Origin of the sequence: Knoellia sinensis KCTC 19936, assembly GCF_000768705.1 — a bacterium.
Classification (GTDB): Bacteria; Actinomycetota; Actinomycetes; order Actinomycetales; family Dermatophilaceae; genus Knoellia; species Knoellia sinensis.
Map to the genome: position 1 here is coordinate 129804 of NZ_AVPJ01000003.1, position 24955 is coordinate 154758.

Genomic DNA, 24955 nt, shown 5'->3' on the forward strand with positions numbered 1-24955 from the left:
GACGAGCCACGGTCGACGACCATGGTCGGTGCAAGGGGTCAAACGACGGATGCCGCAAGGCGAGTTCCCGGAGTGCCTCCGGGAACCGCGCCCTGCGGCATACGCACTGTGGTGAAGCTCAGGCCTGCGTGGCCGAGCCGCCTGCGGCCTCGATCTTCTCCTTGGCGGAGGACGAGAACGCGTTGGCGGTCACGTTGACCGCGACGGTGATCTCGCCGGTGCCGAGCACCTTGACGAGCTGGCCACCGCGGACCGCACCCTTGGACACGAGGTCCTCGATCGTCACGTCGCCACCCTCGGGGAAGAGGGAGGAGAGCTTGTCGAGGTTCACGACCTGGTACTCGGTCTTGAACGGGTTCTTGAAGCCGCGCAGCTTCGGGAGACGCATGTGGAGGGGGGTCGAGCCACCCTCGAAGCGCTCCGGAACCTGGTAGCGAGCCTTCGTACCCTTGGTACCGCGACCAGCGGTCTTACCCTTGGAGCCCTCACCACGACCGACACGGGTCTTGGCGGTCTTGGCACCGGGGGCAGGACGCAGGTGGTGGACCTTGAGCGCCGAAGCCTGGGTTTCGGTGGCCTTCTTGGAGTCAGCCATGATCAGTCAACCTCCTCGACGGCAACGAGGTGCGTCACCGTCTTGACCATCCCGCGGATCTCGGGACGGTCCTCCTTGACGACGACGTCGCCAATGCGCTTGAGACCGAGGCTGCGCAGCGTGTCACGCTGGTTCTGCTTGCCGCCGATCTCCGAACGGGTCTGGGTCACCTTGAGGCGAGCCATCACGCACCTGCCTTCGCGGCGTCGCGAGCCTCGGCGATACCAGCAGCCTGGGCGCGAAGCATCGCAGCCGGGGCAACCTGGTCCACCGGGAGGCCACGACGGGCCGCCACGGACTCCGGACGCTCAAGCTCCTTGAGGGCCTGAACCGTCGCGTGGACGATGTTGATCGCGTTGTCCGAGCCGAGGCTCTTGGACAGCACGTCGTGGATGCCTGCGCACTCGAGCACCGCACGGACCGGGCCACCGGCGATGACACCGGTACCGGGGCTGGCGGGGCGGAGCATGACGACGCCGGCAGCGGCCTCACCCTGGACGGGGTGCGGGATCGTGCCCTGGATGCGCGGGACCTTGAAGAACTCCTTCTTGGCCTCCTCGACACCCTTGGCGATCGCGGCAGGAACTTCCTTCGCCTTGCCGTAGCCGACGCCCACGGTGCCGTCACCGTCACCGACGACGACGAGCGCGGTGAAGCTGAAGCGACGACCACCCTTGACGACCTTGGAGACGCGGTTGATGGTCACAACCCGCTCAAGGTACTGACTCTTCTCGGCCTCGCGGCCGCCACCACGGCGGTCGTCGCCACGGCCACCGCGACGGTCGCCGCCACGGTTGTCACTGCGGTTGTCGCCGGTGGACGACGCGGGACCGGTGCCTCGACGCTGGGGTCCTGGCATCAGATGTTCCTCATTTCAACACTGGACTGGGAGAGCATGTGGGTCACAGCGACAGCCCACCCTCGCGGGCGCCATCGGCGATGGCCGCAACGCGACCGTGGTACTTGTTGCCACCACGGTCGAAGACAACAGCCTCGACACCGGCCGCCTTGGCACGCTCGGCGACGAGCTCGCCGACCTTCTTGGCCTTGGCGGTCTTGTCGCCGTCGAACGAACGGAGGTCAGCCTCCATCGTCGACGCCGAAGCGACGGTCTTGCCGGCCACGTCGTCGACAACCTGGACGAAGACGTGACGCGACGAGCGCGAGACGACGAGACGGGGCCGTGCTGCCGTTCCCGAGACGTGCTTGCGGACGCGGATGTGGCGACGGCCGCGTGCAGCGACCTTGCCCTTGGCGCGCTTGATGATCATTGCCATGGCTTACTTACCAGCCTTTCCGACCTTGCGGCGGATGTGCTCGCCGGCGTAGCGCACGCCCTTGCCCTTGTAGGGGTCGGGCTTGCGGAGCTTGCGAATGTTGGCGGCAACCTCACCGACGAGCTGCTTGTCGATGCCCTCGACCTGGAACCGCGTGGGGTTCTCGACGGTGAAGGTGATGCCCTTCGGTGCGTCGATGGTGATCGAGTGCGAGTAGCCGAGCGCGAACTCGAGCGAGCCGCCCTTGTTCTGCACGCGGTAACCCGTGCCGTGGATCTCGAGCTTCTTGACGTAGCCCTCGGTGACACCGAGAACCATGTTGTTGATGAGCGAGCGGGTCAGGCCGTGGAGCGAACGCGACTCGCGCTCGTCGTTGGGCCGGGACACCTGGACCTCGCCGTCGGTCTTCTCGACCGTGATGGGCTGCGCCACCGTGTGTGCGAGTTCGCCCTTGGGACCCTTGACCTTGACGGTCTGGCCCTCGACGCTGACCTCGACACCCGCGGGGATGGCAACCGGAAGACGTCCGATGCGCGACATGTCAGATCCCCTTACCAGATGTAGGCGAGGACTTCCCCACCCACACCCTTGTTGGCGGCCTGCCGGTCGGTCAGAAGACCGGAGGAGGTCGAGATGATGGCGACGCCGAGTCCACCGAGCACCTTGGGAAGGTTGGTCGACTTGGCGTACACGCGCAGTCCGGGCTTGGACACGCGGCGCACACCCGCGATGGAACGCTCGCGGTTGGGGCCGTACTTGAGGTTGACGGTCAAGGTCTTGCCGACCTCGGCGTCCTCGACGGTCCAGCCGGCGATGTAACCCTCGGCCTCGAGGATCTCCGCGATGTGCGACTTGAGCTTGCTGAACGGCATGGAGACCGTGTCCTTGTGCGCCGAGTTGGCGTTCCGGACGCGGGTCAGCATGTCCGCAATCGGGTCAGTCATTGTCATTGGGCTTCTCCGCCCTCTCTCACCGTGGTTTCATCCGGGGCTGTTGCTCCGGCTGACCTTCGATGTAGATGGTCTTGGGGTATGCCGCGTGAGCGGCGGGGTGAGGTAGGCGCTGGACTGTGCCCAGCGGCATACCTCGTGGTCTTGTTCAGTTCTGGAAGGTCACCAGGACGACTTGGTCACGCCGGGGAGCTCACCGCGGTGGGCCATCTCCCGGAGGCAGATCCGGCACAGGCCGAACTTGCGGTAGACCGAGTGGGGACGGCCGCAGCGCTGGCAGCGCGTGTAGCCGCGCACCTTGAACTTCGGCTTCTTGTTCGCCTTGTTGACAAGAGCGGTCTTGGCCATGTCACTTCTCCTTGAACGGGAAGCCGAGCGCCTTGAGCAGCGCGCGTCCCTCGTCGTCGTTCGTCGCGGTGGTGACGATGGTGATGTCCATGCCCCGGACGCGGTCGATCTTGTCCTGGTCGATCTCGTGGAACATCGACTGCTCCGTGAGGCCGAACGTGTAGTTGCCGCGGCCGTCGAACTGGGTCGGGCTCATGCCACGGAAGTCGCGGATGCGGGGAAGCGCGACCGAGATGAGTCGGTCGAGGAACTCCCACATGCGGTCGCCGCGCAGCGTGGTGTGCGTGCCGATCGGCATGCCCTCACGCAGCTTGAACTGGGCGATGGACTTGCGCGCCTTGGTAACGACCGGCTTCTGACCGGTGATCGCCGTGAGGTCGCGAACCGCGCCCTCGATGAGCTTGCTGTCCTTCGCCGCGTCGCCGACACCCATGTTGACGACGACCTTGACGACGCCGGGAACCTGCATGACGTTGGCGTAGCCGAACTGCTCGTGCAGGTTGGCCTTGATCTCGTCGGTGTAGCGCTCCTTCAGGCGGGGGCGCACAGCGGTGGTCTCAGTCATCTGGCTCACAGGTCCTTGCCCGAGCGCACGCCAACGCGGGTGCGGGTCGCCTTCTGGCGGCCGTCGCGCTCAACGGTCTCGACGCGGGTCTTGGTACGGGTCGGCTTCTTGTCCTCGGGGTCGACGACCTGCACGTTGCTCACGTGGATCGGCGCCTCCTGGACGATGAGGCCACCGGTCTGGCTGCCACGGGCAGTCTGGCCGGCCTTGGTGTGACGGGTGACGCGGTTGACACCCTCGACGAGGACGCGGCTCTTCTCGCGGTCGACGGAGATGACCTTGCCGGTCGTGCCCTTGTCCTTGCCGGCGAGCACCTGGACGGTGTCGCCCTTCTTGATGCGGAACTTCGACATGGTCAGAGCACCTCCGGGGCCAGCGAGATGATCTTCATGAACTTCTTGTCGCGCAGCTCACGACCCACCGGGCCGAAGATGCGGGTACCACGGGGGTCACCGTCGGTCTTGAGGATCACTGCGGCGTTCTCATCGAACTTGATGTAGGAACCGTCGGCGCGACGGCGCTCCTTCTTGGTGCGGACGATGACCGCCTTGACGACGTCGCCCTTCTTGACGTTGCCGCCGGGGATGGCGTCCTTCACCGTGGCGACGATCGTGTCGCCAATACCGGCATACCGGCGACCCGAGCCACCGAGAACACGGATGCACAAGATCTCCTTGGCACCAGTGTTGTCGGCGACGCGCACTCGCGACTCCTGCTGGATCACTTATCTGTCTCCTATACGTCGTGCTGGTTCTCTGCTTGGCCGCGGGGCGGCAGAGCCTGGCCGAACTTCGGGGGGCGCGGGGGGCCGAAGCCCCCCGCAAAGTTTTACTTGGCCTTCTCGAGGATCTCGACCACGCGCCAGCGCTTGGTCGCCGAGAGGGGGCGGGTCTCCATGATGAGGACGCGGTCACCGATGCCGGCAACGTTCTCCTCGTCGTGCGCCTTGACCTTGCTGGAGCGACGCAGCACCTTGCCGTAGAGCGCGTGCTTCACGCGGTCCTCGACCTCGACAACGACGGTCTTGTCCATCTTGTCGCTGACGACGTAGCCCTGGCGGGTCTTGCGGTAGTTGCGTGCCTCGGCAGCCACGGTCTCGTCCTTCACGTTCTCACTCACTTGCTCTCCTCCGACTCGGCCGACTCGGCGGGAGCGGAACCAATGCCAAGCTCGCGCTCACGCATCTCGGTGTAGATCCGGGCGATGTCCTTGCGGACGGCGCGGAGACGACCGTGGTTGTCGAGCTGTCCCGTTGCGGACTGGAACCGCAGGTTGAACAGCTCTTCCTTGGCCTTGCGCAGCTCGTCGACGAGACGGTCGTCGTCGAATCCACGCAGCTCCTTGGAGATCAGGTCCTTGGAACCGACTGCCATCAGAAGTCACCACCCTCACGCTGGACGAAGCGGCACTTCATCGGCAGCTTGTGCATGGCCAGGCGCATGGCTTCGCGCGCGACCTCTTCGGACACACCGGAGATCTCGAACATGATGCGTCCGGGCTTGACGTTGGCGATCCACCACTCGGGCGAACCCTTACCGGAACCCATGCGGGTCTCAGCCGGCTTCTTGGTCAGCGGGCGGTCGGGGTAGATGTTGATCCACACCTTTCCTCCACGCTTCATGTAGCGAGTCATCGCAATACGAGCGGACTCGATCTGGCGGTTGGTGACGTATGCCGGCTCGAGAGCCTGGAGGCCGTAGTCACCGAACGCGATGGTCGTCCCACCCTTGGCAGCGCCGGAACGACCCGGGTGGTGCTGCTTGCGGTGCTTGACGCGACGGGGAATCAACATCAGTTGGACGCTCCCTCAGTGCTCTCCGCCGGGGCGGCGGCGGGGGCCTCGGTGGCCTGGCCTGCGTCCTGGCGGTCGCCGCGACGAGCGCGGGCAGGACGGTCGGCACCATCGCGACGCGGGCCGCGGCCCTGGCGCGGCGCGGTGGCCTGCTGGGCAGCGAGCTCACGCGCGGTGAGGTCACCCTTGTAGATCCAGACCTTCACGCCGATGCGGCCGAAGGTGGTGCGGGCCTCGTAGAAGCCCACGTCGATGTTCGCGCGAAGCGTGTGCAGCGGCACGCGACCCTCGCGGTAGAACTCGGTGCGCGACATCTCGGCGCCGCCGAGACGGCCGGAGACCTGGACGCGGATGCCCCTGGCACCGGCGCGGGTCGCCGACTGCATGCTCTTGCGCATGGCGCGACGGAACGAGACGCGAGCAGAGAGCTGCTCGGCGACGCCCTGGGCGACGAGCTGAGCATCGGTCTCGGGGTTCTTGACCTCGAGGATGTTCAGCTGGACCTGCTTGCCCGTGAGCTTCTCGAGCTCGCCGCGGATGCGGTCGGCCTCGGCGCCACGGCGACCGATGACGATGCCGGGACGTGCCGTGTGGATGTCCACGCGGACGCGGTCACGGGTGCGCTCGATCTCGACCTTGGAGATGCCGGCGCGCTCCATGCCCTCGGACATGAGCTTGCGGATGGCGACGTCTTCCTTGACGTAGTCGCGGTAGCGCTGACCCTCCTTGGTGGAGTCAGCGAACCAGCGGCTGCGGTGCTCGGACGTGATACCCAGACGGAAGCCGTGCGGGTTGACCTTCTGACCCATTAGCGGTTGCCTCCCTTGCTGGGCTTGGGCGCGACGACCACGGTGATGTGGCTCGTGCGCTTGTTGATACGCGAGGCGCGACCCTGCGCACGCGGACGGAAACGCTTCATCGTGGCGCCCTCGTCGACGAAGGCGGACGTGATGACGAGCTCGCGCTCGTCGAAACGCTCGGCGGTCTTGTCGGCCTTGACCCGCGCGTTGGCGATGGCGCTCTCGAGCACCTTCAGGATCGGGTCGGACGCACCCTGCGGGGCGAAGCGCAGCGTGGCGATGGCCTCGCTGGCGTTCTTGCCGCGGATGAGGTCGATGACGCGACGCGCCTTCTGCGGGGTCACCCGGACGTGGCGGGCCTGGGCCCGGGCCTCCAGGGTGATCTCGGTGGTGGTGTTGGTGGCCATCAGCGGCGCCGGCCCTTCTTGTCGTCCTTCACGTGACCCTTGAAGGTGCGCGTGGGTGCGAACTCGCCGAGCTTGTGGCCGACCATCGACTCGGTGACGAACACCGGGACGTGCTTGCGGCCGTCGTGGACGGCGAGGGTGTGGCCGAGCATGTCCGGGCTGATGACCGAACGGCGCGACCAGGTCTTGATGACGTTCTTGGTGCCCGCTTCGTTCTGGACGTCCACCTTCTTCTGAAGGTGGTCGTCGATGAAGGGGCCCTTCTTCAAGCTACGAGGCATGTGTCAATGGCTCCTATGTCAGCGCTTCTTGCCGGTGCGGCGTCGGCGGACGATCATCTTGTCGCTCGGCTTGCCGGGGCGACGGGTGCGGCCCTCCGGCTTGCCCCAGGGGCTCACCGGGTGACGGCCACCGGAGGTGCGGCCTTCGCCACCACCGTGCGGGTGGTCGACCGGGTTCATGACGACACCACGGACGGTCGGGCGCTTGCCCTTCCAGCGCATGCGGCCGGCCTTGCCCCAGTTGATGTTGGACTGCTCGGCGTTGCCGACCTCGCCGATCGTCGCGCGGCAGCGCGCGTCGACGTTGCGGATCTCACCGGACGGCATACGCAGCTGGGCGTAGGGACCGTCCTTGGCGACGAGCTGGACCCGGACGCCGGCCGAACGCGCGATCTTCGCGCCGCCACCGGGGCGGAGCTCGACGGCGTGGATGACCGTACCCGTCGGGATGTTGCGCAGCGGCAGGCTGTTGCCGGGCTTGATGTCAGCGCCGGGGCCGTTCTCGATGTTGGCGCCCTGCTCCAGACCCTTGGGGGCCAGGATGTAGCGCTTCTCGCCGTCGGCGTAGTGCAGCAGCGCGATGCGGGCGGTGCGGTTGGGGTCGTACTCGATGTGAGCGACCTTGGCCGGGATGCCGTCCTTGTCGTGGCGACGGAAGTCGATGAGGCGGTAGGCGCGCTTGTGGCCACCACCGATGTGACGCGTCGTGATGCGGCCGTTGTTGTTGCGACCACCGCTCTTGGTGAGCGGGCGGACCAGCGACTTCTCAGGCGTGGTGCGCGTGATCTCGACGAAGTCGGCGACGCTTGAGCCGCGACGGCCAGGCGTCGTCGGCTTGTACTTGCGGATACCCATGTCGTGTTTCCTTAAGTTCCTCAGTCGTCTCTCAGGCGCCGGCGCTGCCGAAGATGTCGATCGTGCCCTCGCGGAGGGTGACGATCGCGCGCTTGGTGTCCTTGCGCTTGCCCAGGCCAAAGCGCGTACGACGCGTCTTGCCCTTGCGGTTCAGCGTGTGGACCGAGTCGACCTTGACGCCGAAGATGTTCTCCACGGCGATCTTGATCTCGGTCTTGTTGGCACGCGGGTCCACGATGAACGTGTACTTGCCCTCGTCGAGGAGTCCGTAGGACTTCTCGGAGACGACCGGTGCGATCAGGATGTCGCGGGGGTCCTTACCCGTGATTGCGGAGCTCACTTCTCCTCCTCGGAGATCTGCTGGGCGGCCTCGCCACCGGCGGGGACAAACCCGGCGGCCTTGGCGGCGTCCGCGCTGCGGAACCAGACCTCGGCCTCAGTGGCGTCGTACCAGCGCGAACCGGGCACGTGGTACTTCATCGAGTCCTTGTTGCCCTTGACGTCGAAGCCCTCGGGAGCGGAACCGTCCTCGAGCTTGGCGTGGCTGTCGGGGCCGAAGCCCTCAGCGGCGTCCTCGGCCGGAGCCTCGGTGACCTCGGCCTCGGCCTCGGCCTCGGCCTCGACGACCTTGGCCGGCTTCTCAGCCTTGGCCGGCTTCTCAGCCTTGTCGGCCTTCGGCGCCTTCGCGGCCTTGGCCGGCTTCTCGGCGGCGGCCTCGACAACCTCGACCTTGACGTCGGCGGCCTGGGTCTTGGCGACCGGACCGGCAACGAACGTGTCGAGCGCGGCCTGGGTGAAGACCACGTCGTCGGCGCAGAGGACGTCGTAGGTGTTGAGCTGGTCGACCGCGATGACGTGGACGTGGTCCAGGTTGCGAACCGACTTCATCGACACGACGTCGCTGCGGTCGAGCACGACCAGGAGGTTCGCGCGCTCGGTCAGACCCGAGAGCAGCGAAACGGCTTCCTTGGTCGAGGGGGCGTCACCCTGGACGAGCGAGGCCACGACGTGGATACGGCCGTGACGCGCCCGGTCGGAGAGGGCACCGCGCAGGGCGGCAGCCTTCATCTTCTTGGGGGTGCGCTGCGAGTAGTCACGCGGCGTGGGGCCGTGGACGACGCCACCGCCGGTCCAGTGCGGCGCGCGGGTCGAGCCCGCACGGGCGCGGCCGGTGCCTTTCTGGCGGTGCGGCTTGCGTCCACCACCGCGGACCTCGCCGCGGGACTTGGTCGAGTGCGTGCCCTGGCGCGCGGCGGCGAGCTGGGCGACGACGACCTGGTGGATGAGCGGGACGTTGGTCTGCACGTCGAAGATCTCGGCGGGCAGGTCGGCCTTGACGATCTGTGCGGTCATCGAGGTCACGCTCCCTTCACGGCGTTGCGAACGAGCACAACCGCACCGCGGGGACCGGGGACGGCGCCCTTGACGAGCAGCAGGCCCTTCTCGGCGTCCACGGCGTGGATCGTGAGGTTCTGGGTGGTCTGGCGCACGCCACCCATGCGGCCGGCCATGCGCATGCCCTTGAAGACACGACCCGGGGTGGCGCAGCCACCGATGGAGCCCGGCTTGCGGTGGTTCTTGTGTGCACCGTGGGAGGACGAGACGCCGTGGAAGCCGTGACGCTTCATGACACCGGCGAAGCCCTTGCCCTTGGTGGTGCCGGAGACGTCGACGGCCTGACCGGCCTCGAACGTCTCGGCGGTGAGCTCCTGACCCAGCGAGTACTCGGCAGCGTCCGCGGTGCGGAGCTCGACGAGGTGACGGCGCGGCGTGACGCCGGCCTTCTCGAAGTGGCCGGTGAGCGGCTTGGTCACCTTGCGCGGGTCGATCGCACCGAAGGCGATCTGCACGGCGCTGTAGCCATCGGTCTCGGCGTTGCGCACCTGCGTGACGACGCAGGGGCCGGCCTCGATGACGGTGACGGGGACGAGCCGGTTGTCGGCGTCCCACACCTGGGTCATGCCGAGCTTCTTGCCCAGCACACCCTTCACGGTCTTGGTAGCAATGTCAGTCATCAGTCAACCCTCAGAGCTTGATCTCGATGTTGACGTCAGCCGGCAGATCGAGTCGCATCAACGAGTCGACAGCCTTGGGCGTCGGGTCGATGATGTCGATGAGGCGCTTGTGGGTGCGCATCTCGAAGTGCTCGCGGCTGTCCTTGTACTTGTGCGGCGAACGGATGACCACGAAGACGTTCTTCTCCGTGGGCAGCGGCACAGGGCCGACCACCGTCGCGCCGGCACGGGTCACCGTGTCGACGATCTTCCGCGCCGAGTTGTCGATGACCTCGTGGTCATACGACTTCAAGCGGATGCGGATCTTCTGTCCCGCCATCTTGGCTTCCGTCTCTCTCTCGCCGTCTTCTTACTTCTGTCATGTGCCGGTCCCGGCTCCGACCCCCGAGGTCGGGCGTGTCGCGCCCGCTCCGCGGCCCGATGGCATACGCATTCCTGCGTCGTACCGTCGGATGGTTCGAAACTTCCGGTGAACCGGGTTTGCCTTGGGCCTGCCGTGTGTCGCCCCGGCGCCTGGCCGGTTCGGTGTGTTGTCACGAGCAGTGGCGGCCGCGCATCTCTCGAGAGGTCGAGGGGACGCACATCCGCACCAAGCAACCCGCCAAGTGTGCCAGAGCGGAGGGCGACCTACCAAATCGAGGTGGCGAGGCACGGCATACCGGCACAGATGGCGCGTCGCCGTGGCGAGTTTCCTGCCCAAAGCCGTGACGTATGCCGTCCGCTCACCTTCGCGCTTCCCCGCCCTTCGGCGGTCCTCCCGTTCGAATCGTGGCGTCTCCTGACCGAACCTGTCGTGGACCGGTCAGTCCGTTCCGCCGTCAGGCGAAGGCCGACGTGCCTGCGACAGGGCCCACTCGTCCCAGACGGTCAGTTGGTCACTCGGTTGGACCGCCGCCGCACCCGGCAACCGCTCGAGAACCCGGTCCACCAACGCATCTGGCCCGCCGACGAACGTTGCGACCAGGTCCGTGTCACCTCCCACGAGCCACTCGCGTGAGGTCGGCCAGAAGAGGTCGGGAGACAGGCCCCACCGCTGGTGGGGCACGTCCAGAACGTCCAGATCGTCGATGGTGGCCTCGAACAGCAGGTAGCCACGGTGAGGCAGCTGAAGTCGAGGCAGTTCCTCCACCTCTGGGGGAAGGCCGCAGGCACTGGCGACTGCTCGCCGGTGGCAAGATCGAAGGTCACGGCGCCCACGCCGAAGAGCCCGCCGTACCCCTCCCACAGGCCCGCCACGCACGGACCCGCATCGTCGCCGATGGCACCTCGCAGAGCCGAAGACAGCTGCCGCGGGAGATCTTCATCAGGCACGTCCCCAGGCTCGAGCGCGACGTGAGGAATGACGGCATACGCATCGAAGGTCTCGCCGACGACCGCGCCCACGGTCCCCCACGTGCCGAGCAAGGGCGCGATCCACTCCCCCTCGCGCGCGGACGCGGGCATGAGGTCACCCCAGGAACGGATCGGCATAGAGGCAGGATGCCGCACCTCGCCCCTGCGACGAGGCTGTGCACGGCTGGCACCAGCCGCGGCATGCGGAAGGGCCCCGCCTGCCGAAGCAGACGGGGCCCTTCTCGAGTGCGTCAGTGACGCAGTCGGTCAGTCAGATCACTTGGTGATCTTGGTGACGCGACCGGCGCCGACGGTCCGGCCACCCTCACGGATGGCGAACTTGAGGCCCTCTTCCATGGCGATCGGCTGGATGAGCTCGACCGACATCTCGGTGTTGTCACCGGGCATGACCATCTCGGTGCCCTCGGGCAGCGTGACGACGCCGGTGACGTCCGTGGTGCGGAAGTAGAACTGCGGGCGGTAGTTGTCGTAGAACGGCGTGTGACGGCCGCCCTCGTCCTTGGAGAGGATGACAACGTTGGCCTCGAAGTTCGTGTGCGGGGTGATCGAGCCCGGCTTGACGATGACCTGGCCACGCTCCACCTCCTCGCGCTTGATGCCACGGATGAGGAGGCCGACGTTCTCGCCAGCGCGACCCTCGTCGAGGAGCTTGCGGAACATCTCGATGCCGGTGACCGTGGTCTTGGTCGCGGGACCCTCGTGGATACCGACGATCTCGACGTCCTCGTTCACGTTGAGGACACCGCGCTCGATACGACCGGTGACAACGGTGCCACGACCGGTGATCGTGAAGACGTCCTCGACGGGCATGAGGAACGGCTTGTCGATGTCGCGCTCGGGCTCCGGGATCGACTCGTCGACCGCGTCCATGAGCTCGATGACCGTGTTGCCCCACTCGGCGTCGCCCTCGAGCGCCTTGAGCGCCGAGACCTTCACCACGGGGACGTCGTCGCCGGGGAACTCGTAGGTCGAGAGGAGCTCACGAACCTCCATCTCGACGAGCTCGAGGAGCTCCTCGTCCTCGACCATGTCGGCCTTGTTGAGCGCCACGACGATGTAGGGGACACCAACCTGGCGGGCCAGGATGATGTGCTCCTTCGTCTGCGGCATGGGGCCGTCGGTGGCGGCGACGACGAGAATCGCACCGTCCATCTGGGCCGCACCCGTGATCATGTTCTTCACGTAGTCCGCGTGACCGGGGCAGTCAACGTGCGCGTAGTGACGCTTCTCGGTCTGGTACTCGATGTGCGCGATGGAGATGGTGATACCGCGCTGCTTCTCCTCGGGCGCCTTGTCGATGTCGTCGAACGCGAACTGCGGGTTCAGGTCCGGGTACTTGTCGTGCAGGACCTTGGAGATCGCAGCCGTCAGCGTCGTCTTACCGTGGTCGATGTGACCAATGGTGCCGATGTTGACGTGCGGCTTGGTCCGCTCGAACTTTGCCTTCGCCACTTGATGTCCTCCTCAGGACTCTTCTTGGTGAAACGCTTCACGACCTGGCAGGACGTGGCGTCGTACTTGGGGTGTGGTTGGTCTGGAACTGTGGCTTGCGCCGTGTGCCAGACCCGGACCAGCGACCAGTCTAGCGGTCACTCGCCTCGGGTCTTGGCGATGATCTCTTCGGCCACGGACTTGGGAACCTCGGCGTAGGAGTCGAACTCCATCGAGTAGTTCGCCCGGCCCTGCGTCTTCGACCGGAGGTCGCCGACGTAACCGAACATCTCCGACAGCGGGACAAGGCCCTTGACGACCTTGGCACCGCTGATGTCCTCCATGGCCTGGATGTGGCCACGGCGCGAGTTGATGTCGCCGATGACGTCGCCCATGTACTCCTCGGGCGTACGCACCTCAACGGCCATCATCGGCTCGAGGAGCACGGGGTCGGCCTTGCGGACGGCCTCCTTGAGTGCCATCGAGCCAGCGATCTTGAACGCCATCTCCGAGGAGTCGACGTCGTGGTAGGCACCATCGAGCAGCGAGGCCTTGATGCCCACGAGCGGGTAGCCGGCGAGCACGCCGTACTGCATCGCGTCCTGGATACCGGCGTCGACCGACGGGATGTACTCGCGCGGGACGCGACCACCGGTGACCTTGTTGTCGAACTCGTAGAGCTCGCCACCCTCGGTGGTGTCGAGGGGCTCGAGGCTGATCTGCACCTTGGCGAACTGACCGGATCCACCGGTCTGCTTCTTGTGGGTGTAGTCGTGCTTCTCGACCGTGCGACGGATGGTCTCGCGGTAGGCGACCTGCGGCTTGCCGACGTTGGCCTCGACCTTGAACTCGCGCTTCATGCGGTCGACGAGGATGTCGAGGTGGAGCTCGCCCATGCCGGCGATGATCGTCTGGCCCGTGTCCTCGTCGAGGTGGACCTGGAAGGTCGGGTCCTCGGCCGAGAGCTTCTGGATGGCCGTGGAGAGCTTCTCCTGGTCACCCTTGGTCTTGGGCTCGATCGCGACCTGGATGACCGGGTCGGGGAACGACATCGACTCGAGGACGATCTGGTTGTCCGGGTCGCTCAGGGTGTCACCGGTGGTGGTGTCCTTGAGGCCGATCGCGGCGTAGATGTGACCCGCGAGGGCCTCCTCGACCGGGTTCTCCTTGTTGGCGTGCATCTGGAAGAGCTTGCCGACGCGCTCCTTGCGGCCCTTGGTCGTGTTGACGACCGGCGAGCCGGCGGCGATGCGACCGGAGTAGACGCGGATGAAGGTGAGCGTGCCGAAGAACGGGTGCGCGGCAACCTTGAACGCGAGGGCGGAGAAGGGCTCGTCCTTGGACGGCTTGCGGGTCATCTCGACCGTCTCGTCGCCGGCCTTGTGTCCCACCATGGCGGGAACGTCGAGCGGCGAGGGGAGGTAGTCGACGACCGCGTCGAGCATCGGCTGAACGCCACGGTTCTTGAACGCCGAGCCACAGAGGATCGGGTAGAGCTCCGAGGTGACGGTCAGCTGGCGGATGCCGGCCTTGATCTCGGCGACCGTGAGCTCCTCGCCGCTGAGGTACTTCTCCATGAGCTCGTCGTCGGACTCGGCGACACGCTCGATGAGGTGGTGGCGGTACTCCTCGGCCTTGGCCTGGAGGTCCGCGGGGATCTCCTGGACTTCGTACTTGGCGCCCATGGTCACGTCACCCTTGGCGTCGCCGGGCCACACGAGGGCGCGCATCTCGACGAGGTCGATGACGCCGATGAAGTCGTTCTCGGCACCGATGGGGAGCTGGATGACGAGCGGCTCCGCACCGAGGCGGTCCTTGATCGTCTGCACGGTGAAGTAGAAGTCCGCGCCGAGCTTGTCCATCTTGTTGACGAACGCGATGCGGGGGACGTCGTACTTGTCGGCCTGACGCCACACGGTCTCGGACTGGGGCTCGACGCCCTCCTTGCCGTCGAACACGGCAACGGCACCGTCGAGGACGCGCAGCGAGCGCTCAACCTCAACGGTGAAGTCGACGTGACCGGGGGTGTCGATGATGTTGACCTGGTTGTTGTTCCAGAAAGAGGTCACGGCGGCAGACGTGATCGTGATGCCGCGCTCCTTCTCCTGCTCCATCCAGTCGGTCGTGGAGGCGCCGTCGTGCGTCTCACCGATCTTGTGGTTGACGCCGGTGTAGAAGAGGATGCGCTCCGTCGTCGTCGTCTTGCCGGCGTCGATGTGCGCCATGATGCCGATGTTGCGGACCTTCGTCAGGTCCGTCAGGACGTCGAGTGCCACTCGGTTTCTCTCATCTCGCTCGTTGCGGAAGTTCTGCGGTGTGCAGCCCTGCAGTGGTGCAGTCCTGCGGTGGTGCTGTCATGCGGTGTGCGGTCTGAGGACCGCGGTTCGGTATGCCGGGTGCGCAAGGCGCGCACCCGGCATACCGGGAAATCACCAGCGGTAGTGCGCGAAGGCCCGGTTGGACTCGGCCATCTTGTGCGTGTCCTCGCGACGCTTGACAGCGGCGCCGAGGCCGTTGGAGGCGTCGAGGATCTCGTTCATGAGGCGCTCGGTCATCGTCTTCTCACGACGCTGACGCGAGTAGCCCACGAGCCAGCGCAGCGACAGCGTCACGGCGCGGTTGGGCTTGACCTCGATCGGGACCTGGTAGGTCGCACCGCCGACGCGGCGGGACTTGACCTCGAGGGTCGGCTTGATGTTGTCGAGCGCACGCTTGAGCGTGAGCACGGGGTCCGTGCCCGTCTTCTCGCGGCAGCCCTCGAGGGCGCCATAGACGATCGTCTCGGCGATGGACTTCTTGCCATCGAGGAGGATCTTGTTGACGAGCTGGGTCACGAGCGGGCTCTGGTAGACCGGGTCGATGACGAGGGGGCGCTTCGGAGCGGGGCCCTTACGAGGCATTACTTCTTCTCCTTCTTGGCGCCGTAGCGGCTGCGAGCCTGCTTGCGGTTCTTGACACCCTGGGTGTCGAGCGAGCCACGGATGATCTTGTAGCGGACGCCGGGAAGGTCCTTCACACGGCCACCACGGACGAGCACGATGGAGTGCTCCTGGAGGTTGTGGCCCTCACCGGGGATGTAGGCCGTGACCTCGATGCCGGAGGTGAGCTTGACGCGCGCGACCTTGCGGAGCGCGGAGTTCGGCTTCTTGGGGGTGGTGGTGTACACGCGCGTGCACACACCGCGGCGCTGCGGCGAGCCCTTGAGGGCAGGAGTGGAGACCTTGGAGGTCTTGTCCTGCCGGCCCTTGCGCACCAGCTGGTTGATGGTAGGCAACCTGGTTCCTTTGTCTGGTCGTTGTCACAGCGGATGCTGCAACTCCTTGAGGTGTCCGGCGCTCGACCCCCGCGGTCGGGTGTGTCGCACCGGTTGCTCGTCCCTGCACTCCCCTTTTACAGGCCTCATCGACGGTGTCGAATCAGTCGTGGTGTGGGGCGCCCGGCACGAGGTGGGCGGCCTGGCGCTCTCGCGCTCGGCACGTGTGTTCTGGTCCTAGCCAGACACGGTTCTCAACGATACCGGTATGCCGTGAGCGCACCAAATCGCGCCGACCTCACCTCCCAGCGCACCTGCGGACGACGCCGCCACCGTTCGGGGGCTGCGTGACGATTCGCCACCCCCAGGAAGCCCGACAGGTCACAGACCACCCGACAGACGGGCCCTGGTGACGTGGATCAATCGTCGAGGCGCTCGAACGCGGGTGCGTAGCGGAACGGCCCCGCCTGTTCGGGCCGCCACGCACGCAGGGTCTTGATCTGGAAGTACTTCGACTCCCACGAGCCGGGCGAGCCCACGCCCAGGGCGGCAGCCTCGACGAAGCCGAAGTAGCCGTAGTAGTCCGGGTCGCCCAGCAGGACGACGGCGGCATCGCCTCGCTGCTCCGCGGATGCGATGACCGATGCCATGAGGGCGGCTCCAATCCCCTGCCGTTGCAAGGTGGGGCGCACCGAGATCGGGCCCAGCCCCACCGAGGGCTCCTCCCCCATGGTCGCCAGGGAGCACATCACGTGGCCCACGACCTCACCGTCGAGTTCGGCAACGAACGTGAGCTCGTCGATGACGTCGCCGTCGCCCCGGAGCTCGTCGACGAGACCGGACTCGACCGAGCGTGCCGCGCCGTCGACCCGAGGGAACGCGTCGTCATGCAGGGCCGCGATCGCCGCGAAGTCTTCGGGGCGCTCACGCCGGATGATCATGTCGTCACGCATGCGCCCACCCTCTCACCCCCACTCGCAACGTCAGTGTCAACGGTCGTTCTAGCAGCCATTGACGCTGACGTTGCGAGGGAACTCGGGGACAGACGAAGGGCGGGTATGCCGTGTGGTGACCACACGGCATACCCGCCCTTGTCGTTCAGAGGCTCAGCTCAGAGCATCAGAGCCGGTCGAGACCGAGCTCGGTGTCGTCGAGCCGGACGGCCTCGCCCGAACCCGGGCCGAAGGCCGGGTAGGCGAACTCGTCGTAGTTCGGCATCGAGTACATCGCGGCCTTGGCCTCCTCGGTCGGCTCCACATTGATGTTGCGGTAGCGCGACAGCCCGGTCCCGGCAGGGATGAGCTTTCCGAGGATGACGTTCTCCTTGAGGCCGAGCAGCGAGTCGGACTTGCCCTCCATCGCGGCCTCGGTGAGGACGCGGGTGGTCTCCTGGAAGGAGGCCGCGGACAGCCAGGACTCGGTCGCGAGCGACGCCTTGGTGATACCCATGAGCTCGGGACGACCCGAGGCAGGGGTGCCACCCTCGGCGACGACGCGACGGTTCTCGTCCTCGAAGCGGCCACGCTCGGCGAGCATGCCCGGCAGGAGGTCGGCGTTGCCGGCCTCGATGATCGTGATCCGGCGGAGCATCTGCCGGACGATGACCTCGATGTGCTTGTCGTGGATCGACACACCCTGCTGGCGGTAGACGTGCTGGACCTCGTCGACCAGGTGGATCTGGACGGCGCGCGGGCCGAGGATGCGAAGGACCTGCTTGGGGTCGATCGAACCGACGGTCAGCTGGGTACCGACCTCGACGCTCTGGCCATCGGAGACGAGCAGACGCGCACGCTTGGTCACCGGGTAGGCGTGCTCCTCGGAGCCGTCGTCCGGCGTGAGCAGGATGCGACGAGCCTTGTCGGTCTCCTCGATCGTGATCCGGCCACTGGCCTCGGCGATCGGGGCGACACCCTTGGGGGTGCGAGCCTCGAAGAGCTCGACGACACGGGGCAGACCCTGCGTGATGTCGTCACCGGCCACACCACCGGTGTGGAAGGTACGCATCGTCAGCTGGGTACCGGGCTCACCGATCGACTGGGCCGCGATGATGCCGACGGCCTCGCCGATGTCGACGAGCTTGCCCGTGGCGAGCGAACGGCCGTAGCAGAGCGCACACGTGCCCACCTTGCTGTCGCAGGTGAGGACCGAGCGGACCTTGACGCTGTCGACGCCGGCGGCGAAGAGCGCGCCGATGACGAGGTCACCGAGGTCGATGCCGGCCTCTGCGAGCGTCTCGCCGTCCTTGACGACATCCTCGGCGAGCGTGCGGGCGTAGACCGAGGTCTCGACGTCGTCGTGGACCGTGCGGTTGCCCGTGCGCTCGTCGGTCGCGGCGATCGGCATGGGCAGGCCACGCTCGGTGCCACAGTCGTCCTCGCGGATGATGACGTCCTGCGACACGTCGACGAGACGACGCGTGAGGTATCCCGAGTCGGCCGTACGGAGAGCGGTGTCGGCCAGACCCTTGCGCGAACCGTGCGTCGAGATGAAGAACTCGAGCACGGACAGACCCTCGCGGAAGTTCGCGCGGATCGGTCGCGGGATGATGTCACCCTTCGGGTTGGACACGAGGCCACGCATACCGGCGATCTGGCGCAGCTGCATCCAGTTGCCTCGGGCACCGGAGGAGACCATGCGGAAGATGGTGTTGGTGGCCGGAATGTTGGCCTCCATCTCCTTGGCGACCTCGTTGGTGGCCTGAGTCCAGATCTCGATGAGCTCCTGGCGACGCTCGTCGTCGGTGATGAGACCGCGTTCGTACTGCGTCTGGACCTTGGTGGCCTTGGTCTCGTAGCCCTCGAGGATCTCGAGCTTGCGCGGCGGGGTCACGACATCGGAGATGGCGACCGTGGTGCCGGACCGGGTGGCCCAGTGGAAGCCGTACTCCTTGAGCGCGTCGAGCGAGGCCGCAACCTGCACCTTGCTGTAGCGCTCGGCGAGGTCGTTGACGATCGTCGAGAGACGCTTCTTGTCGACCTGGTCGTTGACGTAGGGGTAGTCCTCGGGGAGCGTCTCGTTGAAGAGCGCGCGACCCAGGGTCGTCTCCGGCAGCCAGGTCTCGATGAAGCCCTCGGCGTCGGCCTCGACACCCTCGGCCAACTCGGTCCCCGGGCTGGGGACGACGTGGCGCAGGCGGATCTTGACGGGCGTGCCCAGCTTGATCTCACCGGCGTCGAACGCCATGCGCGCCTCGGACACGGTCGAGAAGACCCGACCCTCGCCCTCGGAGCCCTCGACGTCGGACGTGAGGTGGTAGAGACCGATGATCATGTCCTGGGTGGGCATGGTCACGGGGCGGCCGTCGGCCGGCTTGAGGATGTTGTTGCTCGACAGCATGAGGATGCGGGCCTCGGCCTGCGCCTCCGCGGAGAGCGGCACGTGCACGGCCATCTGGTCACCGTCGAAGTCCGCGTTGAAGGCGGTGCAGACGAGCGGGTGGATCTGGATGGCCTTGCCCTCGACAAGCTGGGGCTCGAAGGCCTGGATGCCGAGGCGGTGCAGGGTGGGTGCGCGGTTGAGCAGCACGGGGTGCTCGGTGATGACCTCTTCGAGGACGTCCCACACGACGGAACGGTGACGCTCGACCATGCGCTTGGCCGACTTGATGTTCTGCGCGTGGTCGAGGTCGACGAGGCGCTTCATCACGAACGGCTTGAAGAGCTCGAGCGCCATCTGCTTGGGCAGACCGCACTGGTGCAGCTTGAGCTGCGGGCCGACGACGATGACCGAACGGCCGGAGTAGTCGACGCGCTTGCCGAGGAGGTTCTGACGGAACCGACCCTGCTTGCCCTTGAGCATGTCGGACAGCGACTTGAGCGGACGGTTGCCGGGGCCCGTGACCGGGCGACCACGACGGCCGTTGTCGAAGAGGCTGTCGACGGCCTCCTGCAGCATCCGCTTCTCGTTGTTGACGATGATCTCGGGCGCACCGAGGTCGAGCAGTCGCTTGAGGCGGTTGTTGCGGTTGATGACGCGACGGTAGAGGTCGTTGAGGTCCGACGTCGCGAAGCGGCCACCGTCGAGCTGCACCATCGGGCGCAGGTCCGGCGGGATGACCGGGACGGCGTCGAGAACCATGCCGGCCGGCTTGTTCGTCGTCGTCATGAAGGCGGAGACGACCTTGAGGCGCTTGAGCGCACGGGTCTTCTTCTGGCCCTTGCCGGTGGCGATGATCTCGCGCAGGAGCTCGGCCTCGGCCTCGAGGTCGAACGACTCCAGACGCTTCTGGATCGCCGCGGCACCCATGCCACCCTCGAAGTACAGACCGAAGCGGTCACGCATCTCGCGGTAGAGGATCTCGTCACCCTCGAGGTCCTGGACCTTGAGGTTCTTGAACCGGTCCCACACCTGCGCGAGACGCTCGACCTGAGCGTCGGCACGCTTGCGGATCTGGTTCATCTCACGCTCGGCGGAGTCACGGACCTTGCGCTTGGCGTCGGACTTGGCGCCCTCGGCCTCGAGCGCGGCGATGTCCTGCTCGAGCTTCTTGGCGCGCGTGTCCACGTCGGCGTCGCGACGGTTCTCGAGCTCCTTCTTCTCGACCTCGATCTGCGCCTCGAGCGAGGGCAGGTCAGCGTGACGCTGGTCCTCGTCGACGCTCGTGATCATGTAGGCGGCGAAGTAGATGACCTTCTCGAGGTCCTTCGGCGCGAGGTCGAGCAGGTAGCCCAGGCGCGACGGGACGCCCTTGAAGTACCAGATGTGGGTGACCGGGGCAGCCAGCTCGATGTGGCCCATCCGCTCACGGCGGACGGCCGCACGGGTCACCTCGACGCCACAGCGCTCACAGATGATGCCCTTGAAGCGGACGCGCTTGTACTTGCCACAGGCGCACTCCCAGTCCCGGGTCGGGCCGAAGATCTTCTCGCAGAAGAGGCCGTCCTTCTCGGGCTTGAGGGTGCGGTAGTTGATGGTCTCGGGCTTCTTCACCTCGCCGTGGCTCCACTCACGGATGGAGTCAGCGGTGGCGAGGCCAATGCGCAGTTCGTCGAAGAAGTTGACGTCGAGCACGTGGTTCCTTCTCTCGTGTCTCTTGCTAAATCAGAATGTGGGTCAGAAAAAGCTGGCGTATGCCGTGCGCTCACCGAGCGCTGCGTGCGTCAGGTGAGCGCACGGCATACGGATCAGACCTCTTCGACCGAACTGGGCTCGCGGCGCGACAGGTCGATGCCGAGCTCTTCCGCAGCGCGGAAGACGTCGTCCTCGGCCTCACGCATCTCGATCGCCTGGCCATCGCTGGACAGGACCTCGACGTTGAGGCAGAGGCTCTGCATCTCCTTGATGAGCACCTTGAAGGACTCGGGGATGCCGGGCTCGGGGATGTTGTCGCCCTTGACGATGGCCTCGTAGACCTTGACACGACCGTTGACGTCGTCCGACTTGATCGTGAGCAGCTCCTGCAGTGCGTAGGCCGCACCGTAGGCCTCGAGCGCCCAGACCTCCATCTCACCGAAGCGCTGGCCACCGAACTGGGCCTTACCGCCGAGCGGCTGCTGGGTGATCATCGAGTACGGACCCGTGCTGCGCGCGTGGATCTTGTCGTCCACGAGGTGGTGCAGCTTGAGGATGTACATGTAGCCGACCGACACGTGCTCGGGGTACGGCTCACCGGAGCGGCCGTCGAAGAGCTGGGTCTTGCCGGAGCTGTCGATGAGGCGGACACCGTCACGCGTCTTGCGCGTGCTGTCGAGGAGACCGACGATCTCGTTCTCGCGCACACCGTCGAAGACGGGGGACGCGACACGGGTGCCGGGCTCGGCGGCGCGAGCGTCGGCGGGGATGAGGTCGGCCCACTCGGGGTTGCCCTCGATCTCCCAACCGCGGCTCGCGGCCCAACCCAGGTGCAGCTCGAGGATCTGGCCGATGTTCATTCGACCGGGGACACCGAGCGGGTTGAGCACGACGTCGACCGGCGTGCCGTCCTCGAGGAACGGCATGTCCTCGACGGGCAGGATCTTGGAGATGACGCCCTTGTTGCCGTGGCGGCCGGCGAGCTTGTCACCATCGGTGATCTTGCGCTTGTTGGCCACGTAGACACGCACGAGCTGGTTGACGCCCGGGGGCAGCTCGTCGCCGTCGTCCTTGTCGAAGACCTTGACCGCGATGACCGTGCCGGTCTCACCGTGAGGGACCTTGAGCGAGGTGTCGCGCACCTCGCGGGCCTTCTCACCGAAGATGGCGCGGAGCAGGCGCTCCTCCGGGGTCAGCTCGGTCTCACCCTTGGGCGTGACCTTGCCGACGAGGAGGTCGCCGTCGCGGACCTCGGCACCGATGCGGATGATCCCGCGCTCGTCGAGGTCGGCGAGGACCTCGTCGGAGACGTTGGGGATGTCGCGGGTGATCTCCTCCGGGCCGAGCTTGGTGTCGCGGGCGTCGACCTCGTGCTCCTCGATGTGAATCGAGGAGAGGACGTCGTCCTGCACCAGACGCTGGCTGAGGATGATCGCGTCCTCGTAGTTGTGGCCTTCCCACGGCATGAACGCCACGAGGAGGTTGCGGCCGAGAGCCATCTCGCCACCGTCGGTCGCGGGACCGTCGGCGATGAGGCCACCCTTCTCGAGTCGGTCACCCTCGGCCACGACCACGCGCTGGTTGTAGCTGTTGCCCTGGTTGGAGCGGGTGAACTTGTCGATGCGGTAGGTCCGCGACGTGCCGTCGTCGGCGGCGACCGTCACGAGGTCAGCGGAGACCTCCGTGACGACACCGGCCTTCTCGGCCACGACGACGTCACCGGAGTCGACCGCGGCGCGGAACTCCATACCGGTGCCGACGAGCGGAGCCTCGGACTTCACGAGCGGCACGGCCTGACGCTGCATGTTGGAACCCATGAGCGCACGGTTGGCGTCGTCGTGCTCGAGGAACGGGATGAGCGCGGTTGCGGCCGAGACCATCTGGCGCGCGGAGACGTCGATGTAGTCGACCTCGTCGGCCGGGACGTACTCGACCTCGCCACCCTTGACGCGCACGAGGACGCGCTCGTGGGCGAAGCGCTCACCGGCTGCGTCGAGCGTCGCGTTCGCCTGGGCGATGACGTGCTCGTCCTCCTCATCCGCCGAGAGGTAGTGCACCTCGTCGGTGATGCGGCCCTTGACGACCTTGCGGTAGGGCGTCTCGATGAAGCCGAAGGCGTTGATGCGACCGTAGGACGCGAGCGAGCCGATCAGACCGATGTTGGGACCTTCAGGGGTCTCGATCGGGCACATGCGGCCGTAGTGCGACGGGTGGACGTCACGGACCTCCATGCCGGCGCGGTCACGGGAGAGACCACCCGGGCCGAGCGCGGACAGACGACGCTTGTGCGTCAGCCCGGACAGCGGGTTGTTCTGGTCCATGAACTGCGACAGCTGCGAGGTGCCGAAGAACTCCTTGATCGACGCCACCACCGGGCGGATGTTGATCAGGGTCTGCGGCGTGATCGCCTCGACGTCCTGGGTCGTCATGCGCTCGCGGACGACGCGCTCCATCCGGGACAGGCCGGTGCGGACCTGGTTCTGGATGAGCTCGCCGACGTTGCGCAGGCGACGGTTGCCGAAGTGGTCGATGTCGTCGGTCTCGACGCGGATGTCGATGGCCTCGCCCTTGCGGCTGCCGGGCAGGGTCTCGTCACCGTTGTGCAGCGCCACGATGTACTTGATCGTCGCGACGATGTCGTCGATCGCGAGGGTCGAGTTCGTGAGCTCGCCGTCGAGGCCGAGCTTCTTGTTGATCTTGTAGCGACCCACCTTGGCGAGGTCGTAGCGCTTGCCGTTGAAGTAGAGGTTGTCGAGCAGGTTCTGCGCGGCCTCACGGGTCGGCGGTTCGCCCGGACGGAGCTTGCGGTAGATGTCGAGCAGCGCGTCGTCCTGGCCCTCGGTGTTGTCCTTGTCGAGGGTGAGCTCGATGGACTCGTAGCCGGCGAACTCCTCGCGGATCTGGGCCTCGGTCATGCCGAGGGCCTTGAGGAGGACGGTGACGGACTGCTTGCGCTTGCGGTCGACGCGGACGCCGACCATGTCGCGCTTGTCGATCTCGAACTCGAGCCAGGCGCCACGGCTCGGGATGATCTTGGCGGTGTAGATGTCCTTGTCGGACGTCTTGTCGGCCGTGCGCTCGAAGTAGACACCCGGGCTGCGGACGAGCTGGGAGACGACGACGCGCTCGGTGCCGTTGATGATGAAGGTGCCGCGCTCGGTCATGAGCGGGAAGTCGCCCATGAAGACCGTCTGGCTCTTGATCTCACCAGTGGTGTTGTTCATGAACTCCGCGGTGACGAACAGGGGCGCGGAGTAGGTCTGGTCGCGCTCCTTGCAGTCCTCGATGGAGTACTTGACATCTTCGAAGCGGTGGTCGCGGAACGACAGCGACATGGAGCCACTGAAGTCCTCGATGGGGGAGATCTCCTCGAAGATCTCCTCGAGTCCCGAACGCTCGGGGACGTCGTCGCGGCCGGCTTCGAGCGCCTCAGCGACGCGCTCCTGCCACCGCTCGTTGCCGAGGAGCCAGTCGAAGCTCTCGGTCTGCAGGGCGAGGAGGTCAGGGACCTCCAGGGGCTCACGGATCTTGCCGAACGAGAGACGGCCCGAAGCCGTCATTGCGGTGGTCACGGTCTTGGACGCGGTGCGCGAGGCAGCCAAGGATGGTCCTTCCACTGGCCATGTGTCTTTACGGTGGTCGCACGGCTCACGGCTCCCGACGGCTCGGCGTCGATCGGCACAGTGCGGGAGCCGGGTTGCGGCGGGGGCACAGCGGAGATCGCTCGACGAGAGCAGAAGGAGGTCATGGGCAGGGCAAAGCAACAGTCTAGACAAAAAGGGCGCAACAGTCCAGCCCTGTCAATCTCGCCGCTGGGCGGGACTCGGGTCAGGTCAGCCGTCGTGCGCGAGAAGCACACGGTGTGACCCGCAAAGAATGACTCCCCCACGGGCGCACGTCAAGCGTTGCACCCGGCATACGCGCAGGTTTCTGCCGAGTCGAGCCCCACTTTCCCGCCCCATGAGGGAAGGTGCGGGGCCCGGAGGCCGAAGAAGCCTCCGGACCCCGAAGGTGCTCTCATGG

General features: G+C 66.3%; 29 protein-coding genes. All 29 read right to left on the minus strand.

Features of this window, described 5'->3' with window-relative positions:
* Nucleotides 1-118 precede the first annotated feature (118 nt).
* The 29 genes from rplO to rpoB all read right to left on the minus strand — a co-directional run bounded on the left by rplO (nt 119) and on the right by rpoB (nt 24534).
* Complete coding sequence (gene rplO / locus N802_RS05285; RefSeq protein WP_035913290.1) at nt 119-595, minus strand: 50S ribosomal protein L15; 477 nt, start codon at nt 593-595, stop codon at nt 119-121.
* A gap of 2 nt (nt 596-597) precedes the next feature.
* Complete coding sequence (rpmD, locus tag N802_RS05290; RefSeq protein WP_035902503.1) at nt 598-780, minus strand: 50S ribosomal protein L30; 183 nt, start codon at nt 778-780, stop codon at nt 598-600.
* On the minus strand, nt 780-1454 hold the full coding sequence (gene rpsE, locus N802_RS05295; protein WP_035913293.1) for a 30S ribosomal protein S5: 675 nt from the start codon (nt 1452-1454) through the stop codon (nt 780-782). The genes rpmD and rpsE overlap by 1 nt, the downstream gene beginning before the upstream one ends.
* A gap of 43 nt (nt 1455-1497) precedes the next feature.
* Nucleotides 1498-1872 carry a 50S ribosomal protein L18 gene (gene rplR / locus N802_RS05300; protein ID WP_035913295.1) on the minus strand — a complete coding sequence of 125 codons (375 nt, stop codon included), beginning with the start codon at nt 1870-1872 and terminating at the stop codon, nt 1498-1500.
* 3 nt (nt 1873-1875) lie between these two features.
* Nucleotides 1876-2412 carry a 50S ribosomal protein L6 gene (gene rplF, locus N802_RS05305; RefSeq protein ID WP_035913300.1) on the minus strand — a complete coding sequence of 179 codons (537 nt, stop codon included), beginning with the start codon at nt 2410-2412 and terminating at the stop codon, nt 1876-1878.
* 11 nt (nt 2413-2423) lie between these two features.
* Nucleotides 2424-2822, minus strand: a complete 399-nt coding sequence (rpsH, locus tag N802_RS05310) for a 30S ribosomal protein S8 (protein ID WP_035913303.1) — start codon at nt 2820-2822, stop codon at nt 2424-2426.
* A 162-nt stretch (nt 2823-2984) separates the two neighbouring features.
* Nucleotides 2985-3170, minus strand: coding sequence for a type Z 30S ribosomal protein S14 (locus tag N802_RS05315; RefSeq protein WP_035902511.1), 186 nt, complete (start codon nt 3168-3170; stop codon nt 2985-2987).
* 1 nt (nt 3171) lies between these two features.
* Entirely contained in the window at nt 3172-3735 is a 564-nt protein-coding gene (rplE, locus tag N802_RS05320) for a 50S ribosomal protein L5 (protein ID WP_035913307.1), read from the minus strand.
* Nucleotides 3736-3740: 5 nt separating this feature from the next.
* Entirely contained in the window at nt 3741-4088 is a 348-nt protein-coding gene (gene rplX, locus N802_RS05325; RefSeq protein ID WP_035913310.1) for a 50S ribosomal protein L24, read from the minus strand.
* A 2-nt stretch (nt 4089-4090) separates the two neighbouring features.
* Nucleotides 4091-4459 carry a 50S ribosomal protein L14 gene (rplN, locus tag N802_RS05330; RefSeq protein ID WP_035913313.1) on the minus strand — a complete coding sequence of 123 codons (369 nt, stop codon included), beginning with the start codon at nt 4457-4459 and terminating at the stop codon, nt 4091-4093.
* Between the two features lie 104 nt (nt 4460-4563).
* Entirely contained in the window at nt 4564-4854 is a 291-nt protein-coding gene (gene rpsQ, locus N802_RS05335; RefSeq protein ID WP_035913317.1) for a 30S ribosomal protein S17, read from the minus strand.
* Entirely contained in the window at nt 4851-5108 is a 258-nt protein-coding gene (gene rpmC / locus N802_RS05340) for a 50S ribosomal protein L29 (protein ID WP_035913320.1), read from the minus strand. Before rpmC ends, rpsQ begins: the two co-directional genes overlap by 4 nt.
* Nucleotides 5108-5527: a 50S ribosomal protein L16 gene (rplP, locus tag N802_RS05345; RefSeq protein WP_009775958.1), complete on the minus strand. Its 420-nt coding sequence runs from the start codon at nt 5525-5527 to the stop codon at nt 5108-5110. Before rplP ends, rpmC begins: the two co-directional genes overlap by 1 nt.
* Nucleotides 5527-6336 (minus strand): 30S ribosomal protein S3, encoded by an 810-nt coding sequence (rpsC, locus tag N802_RS05350; RefSeq protein ID WP_035913324.1) that lies wholly within the window; start codon nt 6334-6336, stop codon nt 5527-5529. Before rpsC ends, rplP begins: the two co-directional genes overlap by 1 nt.
* A complete protein-coding gene (gene rplV, locus N802_RS05355) occupies nt 6336-6704 on the minus strand; it encodes a 50S ribosomal protein L22 (RefSeq protein ID WP_035913830.1) in 369 nt (122 codons plus the stop codon). The genes rpsC and rplV overlap by 1 nt, the downstream gene beginning before the upstream one ends.
* A 29-nt stretch (nt 6705-6733) precedes the next feature.
* Nucleotides 6734-7015 carry a 30S ribosomal protein S19 gene (gene rpsS, locus N802_RS05360; RefSeq protein ID WP_009775961.1) on the minus strand — a complete coding sequence of 94 codons (282 nt, stop codon included), beginning with the start codon at nt 7013-7015 and terminating at the stop codon, nt 6734-6736.
* An 18-nt stretch (nt 7016-7033) separates the two neighbouring features.
* Nucleotides 7034-7870, minus strand: coding sequence for a 50S ribosomal protein L2 (rplB, locus tag N802_RS05365; protein ID WP_035913329.1), 837 nt, complete (start codon nt 7868-7870; stop codon nt 7034-7036).
* 31 nt (nt 7871-7901) lie between these two features.
* A complete protein-coding gene (gene rplW / locus N802_RS05370; protein WP_035913332.1) occupies nt 7902-8210 on the minus strand; it encodes a 50S ribosomal protein L23 in 309 nt (102 codons plus the stop codon).
* The gene (gene rplD / locus N802_RS05375; RefSeq protein ID WP_035913831.1) at nt 8207-9223 is read right to left on the minus strand and encodes a 50S ribosomal protein L4, sunset domain variant; all 1017 of its coding nucleotides are present in this window, start codon (nt 9221-9223) and stop codon (nt 8207-8209) included. The genes rplW and rplD overlap by 4 nt, the downstream gene beginning before the upstream one ends.
* 5 nt (nt 9224-9228) lie before the next feature.
* Nucleotides 9229-9885 (minus strand): 50S ribosomal protein L3, encoded by a 657-nt coding sequence (rplC, locus tag N802_RS05380; protein ID WP_035913333.1) that lies wholly within the window; start codon nt 9883-9885, stop codon nt 9229-9231.
* A gap of 10 nt (nt 9886-9895) precedes the next feature.
* Complete coding sequence (rpsJ, locus tag N802_RS05385; RefSeq protein WP_009775966.1) at nt 9896-10204, minus strand: 30S ribosomal protein S10; 309 nt, start codon at nt 10202-10204, stop codon at nt 9896-9898.
* Between the two features lie 483 nt (nt 10205-10687).
* Nucleotides 10688-11014: a hypothetical protein gene (locus tag N802_RS05390; protein WP_035913336.1), complete on the minus strand. Its 327-nt coding sequence runs from the start codon at nt 11012-11014 to the stop codon at nt 10688-10690.
* 479 nt (nt 11015-11493) lie between these two features.
* Entirely contained in the window at nt 11494-12690 is a 1197-nt protein-coding gene (tuf, locus tag N802_RS05395; RefSeq protein WP_035913337.1) for an elongation factor Tu, read from the minus strand.
* A gap of 137 nt (nt 12691-12827) precedes the next feature.
* A complete protein-coding gene (gene fusA / locus N802_RS05400; RefSeq protein WP_035913338.1) occupies nt 12828-14945 on the minus strand; it encodes an elongation factor G in 2118 nt (705 codons plus the stop codon).
* A gap of 153 nt (nt 14946-15098) precedes the next feature.
* Nucleotides 15099-15569, minus strand: a complete 471-nt coding sequence (gene rpsG, locus N802_RS05405; protein WP_035913340.1) for a 30S ribosomal protein S7 — start codon at nt 15567-15569, stop codon at nt 15099-15101.
* Complete coding sequence (gene rpsL / locus N802_RS05410) at nt 15569-15943, minus strand: 30S ribosomal protein S12 (RefSeq protein ID WP_035913344.1); 375 nt, start codon at nt 15941-15943, stop codon at nt 15569-15571. The genes rpsG and rpsL overlap by 1 nt, the downstream gene beginning before the upstream one ends.
* 398 nt (nt 15944-16341) lie before the next feature.
* Nucleotides 16342-16875 carry a GNAT family N-acetyltransferase gene (locus N802_RS05415; protein WP_156971293.1) on the minus strand — a complete coding sequence of 178 codons (534 nt, stop codon included), beginning with the start codon at nt 16873-16875 and terminating at the stop codon, nt 16342-16344.
* 166 nt (nt 16876-17041) lie between these two features.
* Nucleotides 17042-20932, minus strand: coding sequence for a DNA-directed RNA polymerase subunit beta' (locus tag N802_RS05420; RefSeq protein WP_035913346.1), 3891 nt, complete (start codon nt 20930-20932; stop codon nt 17042-17044).
* 113 nt (nt 20933-21045) lie between these two features.
* Nucleotides 21046-24534, minus strand: a complete 3489-nt coding sequence (gene rpoB / locus N802_RS05425) for a DNA-directed RNA polymerase subunit beta (RefSeq protein ID WP_035913349.1) — start codon at nt 24532-24534, stop codon at nt 21046-21048.
* Nucleotides 24535-24955: the final 421 nt, after the last annotated feature.